General features: G+C 44.9%; 15 protein-coding genes. 7 read left to right on the forward strand and 8 right to left on the reverse strand.

Annotated features, from left to right (window positions below):
- The first annotated feature begins 129 nt into the window (after positions 1 to 129).
- The 3 genes from F6K53_RS13295 (at position 130) to F6K53_RS13305 (ending at position 3,740) form a co-directional block, all read left to right on the forward strand.
- Entirely contained in the window at positions 130 to 1,818 is a 1,689-nt protein-coding gene (locus F6K53_RS13295; protein WP_293021657.1) for a glycosyltransferase family 39 protein, read from the forward strand.
- 184 nt (positions 1,819 to 2,002) lie between these two features.
- Complete coding sequence (locus F6K53_RS13300) at positions 2,003 to 2,749, forward strand: sulfotransferase family 2 domain-containing protein (RefSeq protein ID WP_293021655.1); 747 nt, start codon at positions 2,003 to 2,005, stop codon at positions 2,747 to 2,749.
- A gap of 82 nt (positions 2,750 to 2,831) precedes the next feature.
- Complete coding sequence (locus F6K53_RS13305) at positions 2,832 to 3,740, forward strand: CoB--CoM heterodisulfide reductase iron-sulfur subunit B family protein (RefSeq protein WP_075904680.1); 909 nt, start codon at positions 2,832 to 2,834, stop codon at positions 3,738 to 3,740.
- A 269-nt stretch (positions 3,741 to 4,009) separates the two neighbouring features.
- Here the strand turns inward: F6K53_RS13305 and rpmA are convergent, their stop codons facing one another.
- On the reverse strand, positions 4,010 to 4,282 hold the full coding sequence (gene rpmA / locus F6K53_RS13310; protein WP_070395797.1) for a 50S ribosomal protein L27: 273 nt from the start codon (positions 4,280 to 4,282) through the stop codon (positions 4,010 to 4,012).
- A 362-nt stretch (positions 4,283 to 4,644) separates the two neighbouring features.
- On the reverse strand, positions 4,645 to 5,082 hold the full coding sequence (gene rplU / locus F6K53_RS13315) for a 50S ribosomal protein L21 (RefSeq protein ID WP_293021651.1): 438 nt from the start codon (positions 5,080 to 5,082) through the stop codon (positions 4,645 to 4,647).
- Positions 5,083 to 5,443: 361 nt separating this feature from the next.
- On the opposite strand from rplU, the gene F6K53_RS13320 reads away from it, so the two are divergent.
- The 3 genes from F6K53_RS13320 (at position 5,444) to F6K53_RS13330 (ending at position 8,388) form a co-directional block, all read left to right on the forward strand.
- Positions 5,444 to 6,847: an alanine/glycine:cation symporter family protein gene (locus F6K53_RS13320; protein WP_364304065.1), complete on the forward strand. Its 1,404-nt coding sequence runs from the start codon at positions 5,444 to 5,446 to the stop codon at positions 6,845 to 6,847.
- A gap of 50 nt (positions 6,848 to 6,897) precedes the next feature.
- Positions 6,898 to 7,332 (forward strand): universal stress protein, encoded by a 435-nt coding sequence (locus F6K53_RS13325; protein ID WP_293021649.1) that lies wholly within the window; start codon positions 6,898 to 6,900, stop codon positions 7,330 to 7,332.
- Positions 7,333 to 7,575: 243 nt separating this feature from the next.
- Positions 7,576 to 8,388, forward strand: a complete 813-nt coding sequence (locus F6K53_RS13330; protein ID WP_293021647.1) for a carbon-nitrogen hydrolase family protein — start codon at positions 7,576 to 7,578, stop codon at positions 8,386 to 8,388.
- A 79-nt stretch (positions 8,389 to 8,467) separates the two neighbouring features.
- On the opposite strand, the gene aroF is transcribed toward F6K53_RS13330, so the two are convergent.
- From aroF to F6K53_RS13360, 6 genes are all read right to left on the reverse strand, one after another.
- Positions 8,468 to 9,532: a 3-deoxy-7-phosphoheptulonate synthase gene (aroF, locus tag F6K53_RS13335; protein ID WP_293071327.1), complete on the reverse strand. Its 1,065-nt coding sequence runs from the start codon at positions 9,530 to 9,532 to the stop codon at positions 8,468 to 8,470.
- A gap of 519 nt (positions 9,533 to 10,051) precedes the next feature.
- Positions 10,052 to 10,561: a PAM68 family protein gene (locus F6K53_RS13340; protein ID WP_293021643.1), complete on the reverse strand. Its 510-nt coding sequence runs from the start codon at positions 10,559 to 10,561 to the stop codon at positions 10,052 to 10,054.
- A 35-nt stretch (positions 10,562 to 10,596) separates the two neighbouring features.
- Complete coding sequence (gene rpsO, locus F6K53_RS13345) at positions 10,597 to 10,866, reverse strand: 30S ribosomal protein S15 (protein WP_008188496.1); 270 nt, start codon at positions 10,864 to 10,866, stop codon at positions 10,597 to 10,599.
- 60 nt (positions 10,867 to 10,926) lie between these two features.
- Positions 10,927 to 11,355 carry a Holliday junction resolvase RuvX gene (gene ruvX / locus F6K53_RS13350; RefSeq protein WP_293021640.1) on the reverse strand — a complete coding sequence of 143 codons (429 nt, stop codon included), beginning with the start codon at positions 11,353 to 11,355 and terminating at the stop codon, positions 10,927 to 10,929.
- Positions 11,356 to 11,467: 112 nt separating this feature from the next.
- The gene (locus tag F6K53_RS13355) at positions 11,468 to 12,706 is read right to left on the reverse strand and encodes a GNAT family N-acetyltransferase (protein ID WP_293021638.1); all 1,239 of its coding nucleotides are present in this window, start codon (positions 12,704 to 12,706) and stop codon (positions 11,468 to 11,470) included.
- Positions 12,707 to 13,699: 993 nt separating this feature from the next.
- A complete protein-coding gene (locus tag F6K53_RS13360) occupies positions 13,700 to 14,002 on the reverse strand; it encodes a hypothetical protein (RefSeq protein WP_008188499.1) in 303 nt (100 codons plus the stop codon).
- A gap of 852 nt (positions 14,003 to 14,854) precedes the next feature.
- On the opposite strand from F6K53_RS13360, the gene F6K53_RS13365 reads away from it, so the two are divergent.
- Positions 14,855 to 17,179: a DNA polymerase III subunit gamma/tau gene (locus F6K53_RS13365; protein WP_293021633.1), complete on the forward strand. Its 2,325-nt coding sequence runs from the start codon at positions 14,855 to 14,857 to the stop codon at positions 17,177 to 17,179.
- Positions 17,180 to 17,334: the final 155 nt, after the last annotated feature.

Below are 17,334 nucleotides of genomic sequence, written 5' to 3' on the forward strand. Positions count from 1 at the left end.
ACTGTTGACCGTCAACAGCAAAGGGTTTTAGGGAGTAGGGAGTAGGGAGTAGGGAGTAGGGAGTAGGGAGTAGGGGTAATAAAATTGAATGTACTACATAACAATCAATATCATCTATGGTAAACCTCTATGGTAAACAAATTGCATAAAAGTCGTAGATTTACATCAACTTGGTTAGGGGTTTTAATTGTTATCCTGTTGATGCTAGGGATAGTGTTTAGATTCGTCAATCTTGACCAAAAAATATACTGGATTGATGAAACATTTACCTCCCTAAGGATTTCTGGTTATCGATTGTCAGAGATGATCCCAGAAATTTCCAAGGGGGATGCGATCGCTATTAAAGACTTACATAAGTATCAGCAGACAAATCCGGAAAAAAATCTGATTGGTACGATTAAGGGATTAGCGTTTGAAGAACCTCAACATCCCCCATTATATTACGTAATGGCGCGATTTTGGGCGCAGTTATTTGGGAATTCAGTAGCAGTGAGGAGAAGTTTTTCAGCTCTGATCAGCTTGCTGATGTTTCCTGCTATCTATTGGTTATGTCAAGAATTATTCGAGTCGTCCTTGGTGGGATGGGTAGCTATGGCCTTAGTTGCCGTTTCTCCCTTTCAGGTTTTGTATGCCCAAGCAGCAAGACAGTATGGCTTATGGAGCGTAACGATTTTGCTATCAAGTGCAGCACTGTTACGGGCAATACGGTTAACTAAACCAAGAAACACCACCAGTAAGATTAAAGACATCCTACACTTTATCTCTACCTGGGGAATTTACGCCCTCACGTTAGTGACAGGATTTTATACCTTTTTATTTTCTATCTTAGTAGCCATCAGCCATGGCATCTATGTACTGGTAACAGAAAGGTTCCGCTTCAGTAAACGTCTTGTTTACTATGGGCTATCATCGTTAATGGCTTTGATGGTATTTGTACCTTGGTTACTGGTTTCTAACAGTAACCTTTCTAAGGTATCCAGCAAAACCAAATGGGCACTCAAAGAAGTTCCTTTATCATCATTAGCCCAAACCTGGCTGATTAATATTAATCGGAGTTTCTTTGATCTCAACCAAGGCTTAAATTTCCCCAGCGTACTGGTCTCTGTAATAATCTTAATCCTAGTCGGCTATGCCATTTACTTTCTCTGTCGTCATAGTCCCAAACGAGTTAGTCTATTCATCTTGACATTAATTGGAGTTACCGCCTTAGCCCTAGTGCTACCGGATCTAATTTCCGGAGGCAAGCGTTCTAGTGTAACTCGCTATCTAATTCCCTGTTATCTTGGTATTCAGCTAGCAGTTGCTTACCTATTTACTAACAAAATAACTAACAAAGTAACTAGCATTTTTCAGGGAGTATGGCAACAGAAGCTATGGCGACTCGGAATGATTTTGCTACTGTCTGGTGGAATTCTATCCTGTGTGATCAGTTCTCAAGCGGAATTTTGGTGGAACAAGTATACTAGTGCTAACCATACCCAGGTAGCAGCAATTATTAACCAGGCTGAGCAACCCCTCTTGCTGACAAAAAGTATGGAAGTGATATCGCTATCTTATCTTCTTGACCCCAAAGTCAAGTTTTCCTGGTTAAGCCAGAAATCCGTAAAGATGCCTAATGGCGAAAAAAGCAAACAGTTAATTATCCCCAAAAATACCGATGAATTCAGTGATGTATTTTTATATAATCCATCTAGGGAGTTGCGACAAAAAATCGAGAAACAATACAACTATAAATCAGAAATTATTGGCAAATGGAACCATAAACTTGAACCAACTTACGAAATTAAAACGTTTCTGTGGAAACTAGTAAAAGAATAAACTAGTAAAGCCATAAACAGCTTTACCAACCAACTTCGTATCGATTAGCACTTACGCACTACGACCTTTAAAACCCAGTTTTTGGTGATAAATCAAAGGCTGAAATCGGTGTAGTTAGGTTAAAAAACTGGGTTTGCGGCGTAAGTCTTGTTTATAATAACCCTAGAATAACAGGAGCTTGCTCATGGCAATGATTTGCCGTAAATACGGCTTACTCTACCTGATGGCACCGCGAACTGGTTGCACAGCAGTAGAAGATGTCCTGGAAAAAAAGCTAGAAGGCGAACTAGTCCCCCCCCAAGACATCCTAGACGCCAACGGAAAATTTTTGATGCACAGAAGACATCATTCTCTACGAGAGATGTTCAGACGGAATCTTTTGACAGAGGAAGAAGCAGCATCTTATCTAAAATTTAGTTGTATTCGCAACCCCTTTGACAGTCTAGCTTCCGACTATGTAAAAAGAGCCTCAAAATACCAACACTTTATCGCTGACTCCACGTCATGGGTTCACCGTCTACCGGGTTATATAGAAGACATGGAATTTTGCAAAACCCATTCATTTAATGATTGGATTGAGAAACACTATGGCTCTATTTACGGCAATGGACTGAAACGAACCGTTCAATCCCTGGTTCGGAATACTAATCGAAACCGACTTAAACAGTTTGTAGGTCTTCCAGCTGAACCGTATACACTCTATGGAAGCTATACCAAAGGTATGGATACTGTGATGCGTTTTGAAACCCTTCAGGATGATTTTGACAGAGTCCTGGATAAAGCTGGAGTGCCCTTCAAAGTCGAAATACCAGTGATCAACAAAACCGAAGAAAGAAAGACAGACTATCGAGATTACTATAATGAGCGATCGCAAAAAATTGTGCAGTACATTTTTGACGAAGAAATAAAGCGCTACGGTTACGAATTTTGAACAAGCTAGTAGCGCTTAGGCCATGAGCTGTTACCCTTGAGCTGATCTCTAACCGTTTTAAGGCGATTAAGTATAAATTACTATGCCATCTGCTACGCTCAAATATGCCTATTTCCCCGGCTGTGTTGCTCAAGGAGCCTGTGGAGAACTATACCAATCTACGTCAGCTTTAACCCAAGCGCTAGGGATTGAACTGATTGAGTTGAAAAAAGCTGCTTGTTGTGGTTCTGGAACCTTCAAAGAAGATTCCCAACTCCTAGAAGACACTGTTAACGCTCGCAACATCGCCCTAGCTGAGGAGCTGAATCTACCCCTGTTAACCCATTGCAGCACCTGTCAGGGAGTAATTGGTCATGTAGATGAACGTTTAAAGGAATTCCAACAGACCGATACCACTTATGTGCAAAAAGTGAATGGCTTGCTGAAAAAAGAAGGCTGTTCTCCTTACAAAGGCACTACGGAAGTCAAGCATTTACTGTGGGCATTGGTGGCAGATTACGGCATGGAAGCCCTAGCAGCACAGGTCAGTCGCAAGCTCACTGGACTCAAATGTGCTGCATTCTATGGTTGTTATTTGCTGCGAGCTCAGACATCCATCCCCTACGATGACCCAGTGCATCCAGAATCCATGGAAACTGTATTTCGCACCGTAGGAGCAACACCTGTATATTACCGAGGTCGTACTCAATGTTGTGGTTGGCCAATTTCTAGTTATGCCACAGAACAATCCTTCAAGATGGCAGGGAGCCATATTCAAGAAGCCTTGGATGCTGGTGCGGACTGCATGGTGACCCCTTGTCCGTTGTGTCATCTTAATCTGGACTCCCGTCAACCGGAGGTAGAAAAGGTGATTGGGCGTCAGTTAAGGTTACCAGTACTGCATTTACCCCAGTTAGTTGCCCTAGCCCTAGGGGTTAGTCCAAAGCAACTGGGTTTAGAACGGCACGTGGTTTCGACCGCACCTGTACTAAAGAAGTTGGGGCATACTTGACTAGTTATAGCGCTACGCGCAAGGGCAAGAGGCAAGAGGCAAAAGTTTACTACAAAAGCGTTTCAGCTTCTATCAATGTCCTAACTTTAATGCGTAGTGCTATATCATATCCCTTATCGGGTAATGGGTAATTGGTAGTTAACGATTACCCATTACCTTTTCTCTTTGCCAGACAGAAAAGCACCCCCGAGGGGGTGCCTCATCAGTTACCATCAACAGCAGCCAACTGCTGATGGAGGGATTTCAGTCTCAACTATAAACCGTTGTATCTAAGCTGATGCTTCGGTTTCAACCGGGTAAACGCTGACTTTTTTTTGGCTTTTACCCCTTCTTTCAAAAGTGACTATGCCATCAGCTATTGCAAATAGGGTGTCATCACCACCGCGACCAACATTGGTACCAGGGTGAAACTTAGTACCTCGCTGACGTACCAAAATGTTGCCAGCCTTGACAAACTGACCACCGTAGCGCTTGACCCCTAGGCGTTTGGAATTAGAGTCACGACCGTTACGAGTACTTCCTGTTCCTTTCTTATGAGCCATAATGTTCCTTTATATTTCAGTGTTTGTACGGGAATTTTGAGGGAATTTTGCCCTATCCACAGGTCTGAAAGATAAAAATAACATACCTATCAAACTGCAGAGGATGGGAATCACGCTCCTAGGGTGTGTCTTCTTGCCTCGGAGATCCCCCGTTGGTCCCCCTTAAAAAAGGGGGACTTTGACTATGGCTCCCCCCTTTTTTAAGGGGGGCTGGGGGGGATCTAAATCTTGCGGAAAACTTTGAAAACACGCCCTAATTAGTTTCCATATTAGTTTCCATCCCTACCGCTATGGCATAGGGGGTTTCCACTGGGGAGCTGATCCAAGCATCCTTACCCATCATCTAAACTATTCCGGATTAACTATTCCGGAGCAGTTTCAGCCGTTTCCTGAGTTGCCGGTGCTTCAGTTGCTGCTGCTTCAGGGGCAGTTTCTGCTGAGACTGGTGTTTCCTCTGCTTTGGACACCGAGGCGAGCACAGAACCATTCATACTAATAGCATCAATCATCAGACGGGTTTTTTCCTGTCTGTGTCCCCGCTTCTTACGGGTTTTCTTCTTGGGCTGCATTTTGTAGACGATGATTTTGCGATCGCGAAAGTGTCGCATCACCGTTCCTTGTACGGTTGCTCCTTCAACTAAGGGCTGACCGATGCTGATTTCACCATCATGATTAACGAACAGGACTTTGTCGATGGTGACATTTTGCTCTGGTTCAACGTGCAGTAATTCGATGTCGTAAAAGCGACCCGGTTCGACTCGCAGTTGCTTGCCACCAGTTTCGATAATTGCGTAGGTCATGGATTTGTTTTTCTAGAGTTGCCGTACAGGTAGCTGGTTAGTGTTTGTTCCGATGGATAGGATTTCTTGCTTGTGCCAGCTTTTGTTATGCCTTCACCTGATCCGAGCAGGAATCGACACGTAATCTATTATTATCTTTGATTAGTTAGTCTTTGTCAAGACCATAACCGTGAATCTTGACAGCAAATCTAGCACTAGGGTAACCTTACTACTGATTAGATTTGGTGTCCAGTTTTTGGTAAGTCCTGGTAAATTTGTAAAGAAGTATTGCTAAAAGACGTTGACACTAAATCCTATTTTTTTCAATTTACCCACTTTAGCTGTAGCAGCAAACAACTCGGTTCTAACTCACCTCACCGGTATTGTTAACCAAATCTTAAATGGCATATCTAATGTACTCTTCTTTAGCATCAGTGGTATGCCACTGATTGTCTTGTGGCTAGTCTGTGGTAGCCTATTCTTCACCTTCCGGATGAACTTCATCAACATCTGGGGATTTCGACACGCCATTGATATAGCCTTAGGCAAATACGAGCAACCCAACCAAAACGGTGAAATCTCTTCCTTTCAAGCTCTATCAACTGCCCTATCCGCTGGTGTTGGACTCGGTAGCATTGGCGGTGTTGCTTTTGCCATCAGTATCGGAGGACCAGGAGCTGCGTTATGGATGACCCTTGCCGGGTTATTGGCCATGAGCAGTAAATTTGTAGAATGTACCCTGGCTCAAAAATATCGAGTGGTCAGACCAGACGGAACCATAGCTGGTGGTCCAATGTATTACCTCTCGGCTGGTTTAGCGGAAATGGGATATCAAAAACTCGGCAAAATTGTGAGCCTCGTATTCTGCATCTTTGCCATTGCTGGGTCATTTGGTGGTTCAAGCATGTTTCAAGCTAACCAATCCTTTGAAGTAATGGCCAGCGTAGTCCCCTGGCTGATTAATCGAGGCTGGGTTTATGGCTTAATTATGGTTGGCCTAGTGACATTGGTGATTATTGGTGGCATTCAACGTATTGGCTTAGTGGCTGGTACCATCGTACCCGTCATGTGTGGGATCTACATTTTGACATCCCTCTGGATTCTGATTGTCAATTTTTCCAGCATCCCATCTGCAATCGAAACTATTGTGACAGAAGCCTTGTCTCCCCAAGCCGTTGAGGGAGGTTTGATTGGGGTGTTAGTACAGGGATTAAGGCGTTCAACCTTTACTAATGAGGCAGGTATTGGTACATCTGCCATTGCTCACGCCGCTGCCAGGACTGAGGAACCAGTGCGGGAAGGCATTATAGCCCTACTCGAACCTTTTATTGTTACTGTGGTCATCTGCAATATGACTTCTTTAGTAATAGTCATCACTGGAGTATACAAAAATTCTGAGTTTGCTGAGTTCGGTGGTGCCGAAATGACCGCCGCTGCTTTTGGTAGTGTCATTAGTTGGTTTCCCATCCTCCTTGCCATATCTGTGTTCTTTTTTGCTTTCTCTACCATGATTTCATGGAGTTACTATGGTGAAATCTGTTGGGATTATTTGTTTGGTTCGAGAACTTTGATTGTCTACAAAATATTATTTTTGATCACCATCTTTATTGGAGCTGTGGCTAACCCAGAAGCAGTCATTAATTTCAGTGATAGTATGCTTCATGCTATGGGTTTACCTAATCTTTTCGGTGCCTATTTCCTCTGTAGCAAAGTAGCCACTGAACTTAAAGACTATATGGATCGCTTGAATTCTGGGAAAATAGTTCCCGTAACTCAATCTTCTTAGAAGATTAGTATTTATAATATTTTTAAAGAAGCCATAGGAGTCAATAATCTATGAGCTTATTTGCCACCGACCGTGTACTTGTACCCATTGATTTTTCTGAAACCTCCTTTGAGGCTTTAGAAAAAACAATAGACTTTGTCAAGGATGCATCTCATATATACGTTATCCATGTTCTCCCCCCTCTCAACCCTGCTGAACCGGGAGTGATGTGGCGTACAGTAGATAGCCAGACTCGTAAATCCCATGTGGAAAAGGTACTTTCTGACAGATTCAAGGAACCTCAATACGAAGGAATCCATGTCAACATCAGCATTGGCAATCCTGCCTCAAACATCATCGACTACGCCAGGGAACAAGCCATTGATCTGATTGTGATCCCATCTCATGGCTACACCGGTCTGAAACGATTTGTTTTGGGGTCAGTAGCTGAGCGAGTCGTTCGATTTGCCCACTGTCCAGTGCTTGTGCTGCGACGGGAAGTCTGACAGTGATTAAATTTTTTTAATTTGGTTTGGGTCATTCTGGGGAAAATATAGTAAATGAATTTAATACCAAGTTGCGGTCCAACCTAAAACTTTCTGTTCTCCCAATCTCCCAATCTCCCAATCTCCCAATCTCCCAATCTCCCTATCCAAGCAATCTACTATCTTTGAATGCAACTGAATGCAACTCGGTATAATATCTGTCTTAATATGTTTCTATCTTGAAAACTCTACCTTTGAATCATAATGAAGTGCTATCTTGCAGCTGCCATTCAAATGACTAGCTCCCCTGACCTAGAACAAAACCTAGTCCAGGCAGAAGAACTGATCGACCTAGCCGTGCGTCGTGGTGCTCAACTGATCAGCTTACCGGAAAACTTTTCTTTTCTTGGTACAGAGCAAGACAAAATTACCCACGCTGATGCGATCGCAGAGCAAAGTGAACAATTCCTCAAAACTATGGCGCAACGGTTCCAAGTCACTATCCTTGGTGGTGGCTTTCCGGTACCAGTGGGTACTAGTAAAGTCTACAATACAGCCCTACTCATCGGTTCGAGTGGCAATGAACTAGCTCGTTACCATAAAGCTCATCTATTTGATGTTAACCTTCCTGATGGGAATACCTATCGAGAATCAGAGACAGTTAAGGCTGGAACTGAACTACCCAAGGTCTACCCGTCCCCAGAATTCGGCAATTTGGGACTCTCTGTCTGTTATGATGTTCGATTCTCGGAACTCTACCGACACTTATCCCAGAATGGAGCGGATGTATTGTTTGTGCCTGCTGCCTTCACCGCCTACACTGGCAAAGACCATTGGCAAGTTCTGCTCCAAGCTAGAGCCATCGAAAACACCTGCTATGTGATTGCGCCAGCTCAAACTGGTCGTCACTATGCCATGCGCTACACCCATGGTCATGCGATGATAGTAGACCCTTGGGGGGTAATCTTGGCAGATGCTGGAGACACACCAGGAGTTGCGATCGCAGAAATTGACCCAAACCGCCTCCAACAAGTCCGCCAACAGATGCCTTGTCTAGAACACAGAGTCTTTGTTTGATTAGTTCTTAGTCTTAATTAACCTGAGTTCTAGATCAAGTTGGTTATGTCGAACTCAGGTCATCACTAAAAACTAACTACTAATGACTAGCAAGAGCCACAGCAGATTGAGGCCAACGCCCTACGGCTTGACCGATTACCGCCATTTCTTTCACCAACTCGTCAAACCGCTCCGGTGTCAAAGATTGTGGTCCATCAGACAGGGCTTTAGCGGGGTTGGGGTGAACTTCGATCATCAACGAGTCAGTTCCAGCTGCGATCGCTGCTTTTGCCATAGCTGGAACATAATCAGACTTGCCTGTGCCATGACTGGGGTCAATCATAATCGGCAAGTGAGTTAGGAGTCGTAAGACTGGCAGTACTGAAAGATCTAGGGTATTCCGGCTGTATTTACGGTCAAATGTCCGAATTCCCCGTTCACAAAGAATCACATTAGAATTGCCCGCTGCTAGGATATATTCAGCAGCCATCAACCACTCATCAATAGTTGCTGACATGCCCCGCTTCAGGAGTACTGGCTTATCTTGAGCCCCCACTTTTTTCAGTAGGGCAAAGTTCTGCATATTACGGGCACCAACTTGCAGCACATCTGCTACCGTACCAATTTTATCCACATCAGCCGTGTCCATCACTTCAGTAATGATGCCCAACCCAGTTTCTTCCCGTGCCTTGGCTAGCAAATCCAAGGCACTTTCCCCATGACCCTGGAAGGAATAGGGGGATGTCCGGGGTTTGTAGGCACCTCCCCGCAGGAACTTTGCTCCTGATGCCTTAACCCTGCGTGCTGTTTCGACGATCATCTCCTCGTTTTCCACGGAGCACGGACCCGCAACAATCACCAAGGGATGGTGTTCACCGAATACCACTGGCCCATTGGGCGTTGGCACTAGCACCTCACTGGCTTCCCCATGACGATACTGACGGCTAGCCCGTTTAAACGGTTGCTCTACCCGCAGTACCTGTTCTATCCACGGACTAATTTCCTGAATTTGTAGGGGGTCTAAAGAAGCGGTGTCACCAACTAGACCCAACACTACTTTATGCTTACCAACAATTTTTTCTGGAGTCAGCCCCCATTGGCTCAATTCTTGGCTAAGGCGAGTCACCTCGACTTCTGGAGAGCCTACCTTCATGACTACTATCATAAAAAAAATCCTCGTGAGTTTATAAACCCCGCGTCTAATGACCGGGGATGAAAAACGAGCCGACTAAGAGCCGATTAATTTGTTGTACATCTAAACAAGGATAATTCTAAGGCTGAAACCCAAGATTTCCGTTAGAGTGTCTCATACAACTAGATTCTTAACAGCTTAGGGACTTTAGTCCCAGTCAGGGAATGTGGGTGGGAGATGGTCGAGTTCCTACCCTTTGCTGTTGACAGAGTGCTTTATTATTCTATAGAATACTTTCTTGCTCTATATATGCCTTTTTGACTTATATTTATATTTCAATAGTCGCGATATCTGCTTGAACCAAAATTTTGATCAAATTACCCTTGTAGAATCTTGGATTTAGGCGGAAGAACGCAAAAAATATAACTAATTAATATAACAATATGTTAATTAAAATAACAAATTACTTACCCAGGTTAGTTAGGAAGCGAAAAAGTGCTTCCTACCTGGTAACCTTATACCCAAACTGAGACCATAGGATCCCCCAAAAGGTTAACTTTTTGTCTTAGCAGCACGCCATGCTGATGTCAATCTGCCTAGGTTAGTGCTGAACTCTTGCCAACCAAAAAAAGTTCCTGGTATATCTTCCTCCCACGAAGCAGAAAGAACACCATAGCTCAACCCCAACACACCTAGACCAAAGCATCCCATACTCACCAGAATCACTGCCACATGGGGTAACTCTACCCCAACCTGTGTGATCAATAAATAGCTAACCACAAATGTAACTATCCCTAAGAAACTGGGAATACCGCACATTAGAGCCATCCGACGCACCATCCGTTTACTGACCACATCGGGGATTGCCATTGAGTCCTTTGAGGCTGCCCTTGGCAAATCTTGCTTCTTATCTTGTTTCTTATCTTGCTTGACAGTAGTTTGACTGGGTTTTTCCTTTGGAGTAGCTTGGGGATTTGTTGATGAATTTTGGGCTTTAGGGTTCTTTTTGCGCTTTTGACGTGGTTCAAAAGGCAATCGCTCCCGTGACGGTTCAGTAGACATAAGCTCTTTTCAACTAGGGTCCGTTCAACTAGGGTCTAACCCCGAATACCTAAGCGCTCAATCAATTTTTGATACCGTTGTTGATCGTCTTGACGAATATAGCTAAGTAAGCGCTTGCGGCGACCGATCATCTTCAATAATCCCCGTCTAGACGAGTAATCTTTTTTGTGGCTTTGTAGATGGAGACTTAATGTATTGATACGCTCAGTCAGGATAGCCACTTGCACCTCTGCCGAACCAGTGTCAGTTTCATGAACCTGGTAGCCATTAATAATTTCAGTTTTACGTTCTTGAGTTAGACTCATCGATAAAGTTTAATTAGTATAAGTCAACAGTTTTCTATTCTATCACCATCAAGAAGGGATTCAATTCCCCGAGCGCCGCCTATCTAACCACTGTTGTAGGATGATAGCAGCAGCGTGACGGTCAATCAGTCCTTTATTGTGGGTAAGCGATCGCTTACTCGCCTTGAGTCGCGATTCAGCCTCCCAAGAGGTAAGCCGTTCATCGATATACTCTACCGGCAGCTGGAGTGCTGCTGCTAATCGCCTAGCCAATTTTTGCACCTTTCGTGCCTGGAAACCCAGGGTTCCATCCATCGAATAAGGTAAACCTACCACCAGTACCTGCACTTCTCTGGTTTCAACTAACTCTCGCAGTTGGTCAACATCCCGCTGAAAGGAGGTACGCTCAATGGTAGTTAAACCAGTAGCAATCAAACCCGTCCCATCACAACCCGCCACACCAATACGTTTGCTTCCCAAATCCAATCCCAGTGCTGAAATTCTTTCCATAACTTAAGCTCCTATGCTATCCATTTTTAGTCAAAGAGCGAATTTGGGGAATGGCACATTAGGTATGGGGCATCTGTAAATTAGCTTTTATAACCCAAGTGGGGATAACTAACTACTTCTGCGGTGAAGATTTAACTGACACCCTCTCCTCTTGAGAGACTACACTGGAGGACTGGGAAACCCCAATGGAGACCTTTTTTACCTTAGCACGGTGTTTCTTCGATGGGGATTGTGACCAGGATATGCGGCTGGGGATTGGAGTTCGAGCTGGCTGTAGCCCCTGAAGCACATCAGATAACTCAAAAGTAACAGACTTGGTTTCCCGCAACTTATGCCAAACGGAACGGGACATCAGCAGAGTATGCTCAATCCGTTCTGCTCCCAGCTCAGCTAGATACTCTTCCTGCTCAGCTTGATAGTCAGCCGTTGCCAGATTTAGGGATTGGGAAGGCAGTTTTTGAGCAATCCGTGCTATCTGAGACAGTAACTCTGGATATAGGTAATTGTAGGCTGGATGAACTGTTAACTCAGCTGAGTTGGTACGGTTACCATCACGGCACAGTCGCAGCCGAAAATAGCCAACGGCGACTTTACGCTGTGGTTCAAATACATAGGCACTGATTACTTCAGTATGATTTAGCCACTGCCACAGTGAATCAATGATTTTCCGTGACATACTGGTTTGAAAATCCTGAATATGGCGGTCAAAAACCTTACGCACTATTGGTGGCATTGATGCCGTATCCAGCTGATAGAGCAACTGAGCATCTGCGTTACTGACAGGCAACAGGTTCGGCAAATCTGGTTCACGAACCGCCAATTTTTCCAGCAGTTTTGGCTCAATCGCCCAATAGGTCATCTGAGCTAGGGGCTGGAATCCGTTTTGCCGATACAGAGCCAGTGAACTTTTATGATTGATATTGACTTCCAATAACCAAGTTCGCGCTTGCCAAATTTTTTCAAAGCAATAGCGCAACAGAGCCGAGCCAATGTCTCGAGTTGCCAGGGTGTTACTTACTAGAGGAGTGTTGGCATCAACTAACACCTGCTCCACCCGCCAAGTACTACGGGTGTGATTAAATGGGGAAATTTTGATCAGTCCGCGCAGCTGTTGGAGTTGCTCAGCCACATAGATACAAAAACTGTACTGGTAGGGGTTGGGAAACCAACTCAAAAACTTCAGCAACCAATACCAGCGTCTAACTTGCTTAAGTGGCTGTTGGTCAACTGATGGGCAGATCTTACTCTGCTCATCAGTTGCCTGTTGCAGTAGCTTCTCAATTGCTGCCAAATCATGGTATTGAAATGGGCGGATCAAATTCTTCGGGTTTTCCGAGACAGGTGAAGTCATTTTGGGTACGGATGCCATGAAGCTGCTCGCTCTGTTTGACCCATGTTCTTGCGCTGTAACCTACATTGGCAAGACTAGGGTTACTGCCAATATATTAGCTATTTTCCCATCATCCCAGTTGTGACAAGACATATAATTGACACTCCTCGCCCTAAAAGGACGAGGATTCTTGAGCTAATCACAGCCCTTTTAGGTTCCCCTTACTCAGGTCTTACACGATTATGTCCTATTCCGTTGCAAACTAGAATATCACTTAATATCTAGAACCCCTGCATGTGGATAGTTCTCCAAGCTTTTACCCAAACTTCTTGGGAAGTTTCCGTATGCCCTACGGTACTTTTGCTATTGAGTTAATCATTGAATTGCTATTCTGATTGAGGAAAATCAGCCTTGTACGAATTTTGGCTCGTTTGAACTCCTAGCAAGAGCAATTACACCGTTTCTTGTTTTTCAGAAGGTTTTTAAGCTGAGTTATCACCTACAAACTCAGTTCCTCTTGGATAATTGTACCAAAAGTCCCCCTAAAAGGGGGAGGCTTTCAACCCATTTATTTCGGTAATATTAGGTGCGCTTTCCGGATTAGGTGCGCGCCTGCTAGGCCGCGAGCAATCCCTCGCGGCCTAGGGTCGCACCTATCGGCTTTCGCCGACGCGGGGCGCGAACGGGCGCGCACCTCCAGTTGTGTTTCTTGGGTTAACTCCACCAGTGGTACGGTTGAGTGTTGAGTGTTAATCGTTAACGGTGGGGTCTTGGGTCAACACTCAACATATGTAAGCATTCAGCGTGTCGCGTATCAGCGTGTCGCGTATCAGCGTGTCGCGTATCAGCGTGTCGCGTATCAGCCAACAGCCTGTGGCCACACTACTTGAGGAGCACACCGCAATTGAATCAAATAAACTGACCGCTGACTGCTGACCACTGACTTCTGAATACTTACCAACATAGTCTCAACGTAATATAGGCACGCCCCTATCTAGCTTAGTCTTGTAAGGCTTAGTCTTCATCCATTATATTCCCTTTGTCTACCCGTTCTAACTGCCACAGAATTTGATTACCTTCACGCCTGACCCTGGACACAACCCAGTTGCGCCAAGACCAGTGGTTCCCCCGACTGGTGACAGCGCTGGCGTTGACATCCATTAAATCCGCCAGTTCAGAACTACTAATCAGGTAGCCTTGGCTGGCAATTTCATCTGCGATGTGTAGAGTTTCTACCAGATTACGCAGTTGAGCAACTCTCACCTCGCGGGGTAATTCGTCAGTAGTACTAACAGAAGAAGAAATAGCTGATTCCATAATTAAAACAGAAGATGATATATATCGATGAGGTGGAAATGCTCGATTATATAGTTTACGTAAGCTAACCGATCAGTAGTATGGGAATCTGATATCCCTGTTACTATCTTTGGTGAAAGATTACCACCGAAGATAAAGGTTTAACAAAACCCTCTCTCCAGCAATCCCTCATAAGACCCCGATCTGTCTTGCCTAAAATTAAAACACTATTAGCTAAACCGTGAGAAGCCCCGCACAATACCTGATAGGGTAAGTGTCGTATGGGAAGCGCGGGGCAAGGGTCGGAACGTCGAAATGCCAATGCGATATACTACCGATAGTAGGGAAAAACAAATTAAGAGCTAACCGCCACCTACGTGCCTGTACCTTTACAACCTGGAATATGGGGTGACCTTCAGAAAAAACTTGATAGTTTGAGTTATCTGTGGATGGGTAAAATTCCAGCAGTACTTTGGTTAATGAACTTTTTTTGTATTGTTCCGGCGGGTCGGGGCATCCCGGAGGCGAAACCTTAGAAGAGGGCAGCCTTAATCATAAAGTTTTAACCCTTTACCCATAGCCGACTAACCATAAAGGCCAGAGACGCGCGCCTTAGACAGGGTCGCCTTATAACAATAGCCTTAACCCTTTTACCCATAGCCTGCCGACCATAAAGGCGACCCTGTCTTACGGTAACTTCAAACCCTCTTCTTGCGGTAACTTCTGACCGTGTCGTTAATAAAGTAACCCGTGTAACCTAAGCAGTAGCTGGTGTTGGTAAGAAGCCCGCACTGTCCAGTGCTTGGCAGCGTCGGGAGTATGTCACTAAAACACTACTAGACCAATCCGGTAAGCCCCCCACAGCAGAAAGTCGTGAGCTACGAACCCCTACATCACAAATATCGTCCCCAGAGATTTGCGGATTTAGTGGGGCAAGATGCGATCGCAAAAACCCTAACCAATGCCATCGAGAGTGAGCGCATTGCCCCTGCCTATTTGTTTACTGGCCCTAGAGGTACGGGAAAAACCTCTTCGGCACGGATTTTAGCTAAGTCTCTCAACTGTCTCAAGAGTCCTTTGCCAACTCCATTTCCTTGTGGTGAATGTCACGTCTGCCGTGAGATCGCTGGTGGTTTATCCTTGGATGTGACTGAGATGGACGCAGCTAGTCATACCGGCGTAGATAAGATCAGGGAAATCATTGAACGGGCTCAATTTGCCCCAGTCCAGTGCCGCTACAAAGTGTATGTGATCGATGAATGCCATATGCTTAGTACCGCAGCCTTCAACTCCCTTCTCAAAACCCTGGAAGAACCGCCGGAGCGGGTAGTCTTCATCTTGGCTACCACAGACCCTCAACGGGTATTACCCACCATTATTTCCCGCTGCCAACGTTTTGATTTTCGCCGCATTCCCCTAGAGGCAATGGTGTCTCATCTGAAGGCTATTGCAGTTAACGAAAATATCGCTATTACACCAGATGCCTTAACCCTAGTGGCACAAGTGGCTCAAGGGGGGCTCCGGGATGCAGAAAGTTTGCTAGATCAACTGAGTTTGTTAGATGAACAGGTCACGGTAGAGCAGGTTTGGGATTTAGTGGGGGCAGTACCTGAACAAGACTTGCTGGCATTGCTAAACGCGATCGCATCTTCTGAAGCAGTAGCAGTACTAGAACAATGTGGCTATCTGATCGATAGAGGTCGAGAGCCCCTAGTTATCCTACAAAATCTCGCTAGCTTCTACCGAGATTTGTTGATTGCTAAAACTGCTCCTGCTCGTAATAATTTATCAGCCATCACCCTTCCAACCTGGCAGAAGCTGTGTGAGTTAGCTAAACAGCTTGATGTGGAGAGTATTTTACGTGGTCAACAGCATCTAAAAGACAGTGAAGTTCAGATCAAAAACACTACCCAGCCCCGTCTCTGGTTAGAAGTAACCCTAATGGGTTTATTGCCAGCGGCTCTTGCCTCTCAATCCGTAGAAACCTCACAGTTATTCCCTAAAAATCCATCAGTCAAACCCTCAGCACCTTCGGTTAAACCTAGGCACCAGCCTAACCTAGCACCAGTTGGGAGACATCAGCTCAGAAAAGAGCGGTACAATCAACCAACCTCTTCCCCAGATCAGACTACTCCTAAACCAGAGCATCCAAGTAAACCAGCTCAGAAGCCAAAGACTCAGGAAACTGAGGAGCCTAAGCCTTCAGAAAGGTTAGGGTCTCAACCACACCCGGACACCTCTACTAATGGCATACCCAAAACCCCTGATTTAGTGACAACCTCAACACCGAATCAGGAAGTTTACCATAGCGCTAGTGTTAATCGAGACAGCGACCTTAGCAACCAGCCATACGAAATCGAGCAGGTTTGGCAACAGGTCATTCATAATATTGAACTGGATGGCTCTAGAGAAATACTGCGTAGCAACGGCTGTTTATTAGCTTTCAATGGCCGAGAGGCATCTATTGGCATCAAAAAGAAGGGTGTACAAAAGCTCATACAAGGAATGTTGCCCCAAATTCAAAAGGCATTTGCCAAAGTCCATCCAGGTCATGTGAAAGTTAATTTTCAACTAGTAGGAGCACTCCCCACCCAGACCGCTCCTCAATCAAGAGTGACCCTACCAGCAGTACCAACTCCGAAATTACCTCCACCAATCACTACCCCAGAAGCACCACAGGAATCTTCAAGCAGCAAGGGGGATTCAAAGGGGGATTCAACGGAGGCCAAACTAGTTGTGCCACCTAGCACCAGTGACTCTTCAAAGCCAGCAGTAAACCCCTCCCCCCAACCATCCCAGCCACAAAACCTTGCCCCTCCTAGCAATTCTGAAACATCTGAAGCAGTGGACACTGTATTATCCAGCCCAGTATTATCCAGGCCAGCATTATCCAGGCCACCGTATGATTTCTCTGACTTAGACTGGGATGCTGATCAAATAGAGCAAGCTTTAGGGAAAATTAAAGATTGTTTTGGCGGAGAAATTATTGATTTAAATGATGATATGAGTAATAATGAAGTCATGGCCAAAGAGCCATCAGTAGAGTCGTTTGTCAATGATACTCAGGGTAGCTTTGACCAAGAGCAACCCCAATCATCAGTAGCCGAAAATCAACCTGATCCAAGACCGTTTTATATCAAGATTCAGAATAGGCCGCAAGAGTTAGAATATGATGAAAATGGTGAACTACCTTTTTAGAGTTATGATAAATTTGGTAATTGGTAATTACTAATTGGTAATTTATAGCGTTAATCGCACTTATGAGGTACAGTCTTTTTTGACGGTGATTCCCTTAAAATCATCTTTCTTATTCCCTTTTATATTTCCCCTACTGGGAGGGGTTAGGGGTGGGT

This window comes from Moorena sp. SIO4A1 (assembly GCF_010672065.1).
Taxonomy (GTDB): Bacteria; Cyanobacteriota; Cyanobacteriia; order Cyanobacteriales; family Coleofasciculaceae; genus Moorena.

Coding starts and splice junctions, on each gene's coding strand:
- F6K53_RS13360 (WP_008188499.1), bottom strand. CDS start 14,002: ATGGAATCAGCTATTTCTTCTTCTGTTAGTACTACTGACGAATTACCC.
- F6K53_RS13330 (WP_293021647.1), top strand. CDS start 7,576: ATGAAGTGCTATCTTGCAGCTGCCATTCAAATGACTAGCTCCCCTGAC.
- ruvX (WP_293021640.1), bottom strand. CDS start 11,355: ATGGAAAGAATTTCAGCACTGGGATTGGATTTGGGAAGCAAACGTATT.
- F6K53_RS13340 (WP_293021643.1), bottom strand. CDS start 10,561: ATGTCTACTGAACCGTCACGGGAGCGATTGCCTTTTGAACCACGTCAA.
- rpsO (WP_008188496.1), bottom strand. CDS start 10,866: ATGAGTCTAACTCAAGAACGTAAAACTGAAATTATTAATGGCTACCAG.
- rplU (WP_293021651.1), bottom strand. CDS start 5,082: ATGACCTACGCAATTATCGAAACTGGTGGCAAGCAACTGCGAGTCGAA.
- aroF (WP_293071327.1), bottom strand. CDS start 9,532: ATGATAGTAGTCATGAAGGTAGGCTCTCCAGAAGTCGAGGTGACTCGC.
- F6K53_RS13300 (WP_293021655.1), top strand. CDS start 2,003: ATGGCAATGATTTGCCGTAAATACGGCTTACTCTACCTGATGGCACCG.
- F6K53_RS13355 (WP_293021638.1), bottom strand. CDS start 12,706: ATGACTTCACCTGTCTCGGAAAACCCGAAGAATTTGATCCGCCCATTT.
- rpmA (WP_070395797.1), bottom strand. CDS start 4,282: ATGGCTCATAAGAAAGGAACAGGAAGTACTCGTAACGGTCGTGACTCT.
- F6K53_RS13325 (WP_293021649.1), top strand. CDS start 6,898: ATGAGCTTATTTGCCACCGACCGTGTACTTGTACCCATTGATTTTTCT.
- F6K53_RS13305 (WP_075904680.1), top strand. CDS start 2,832: ATGCCATCTGCTACGCTCAAATATGCCTATTTCCCCGGCTGTGTTGCT.
- F6K53_RS13295 (WP_293021657.1), top strand. CDS start 130: ATGGTAAACAAATTGCATAAAAGTCGTAGATTTACATCAACTTGGTTA.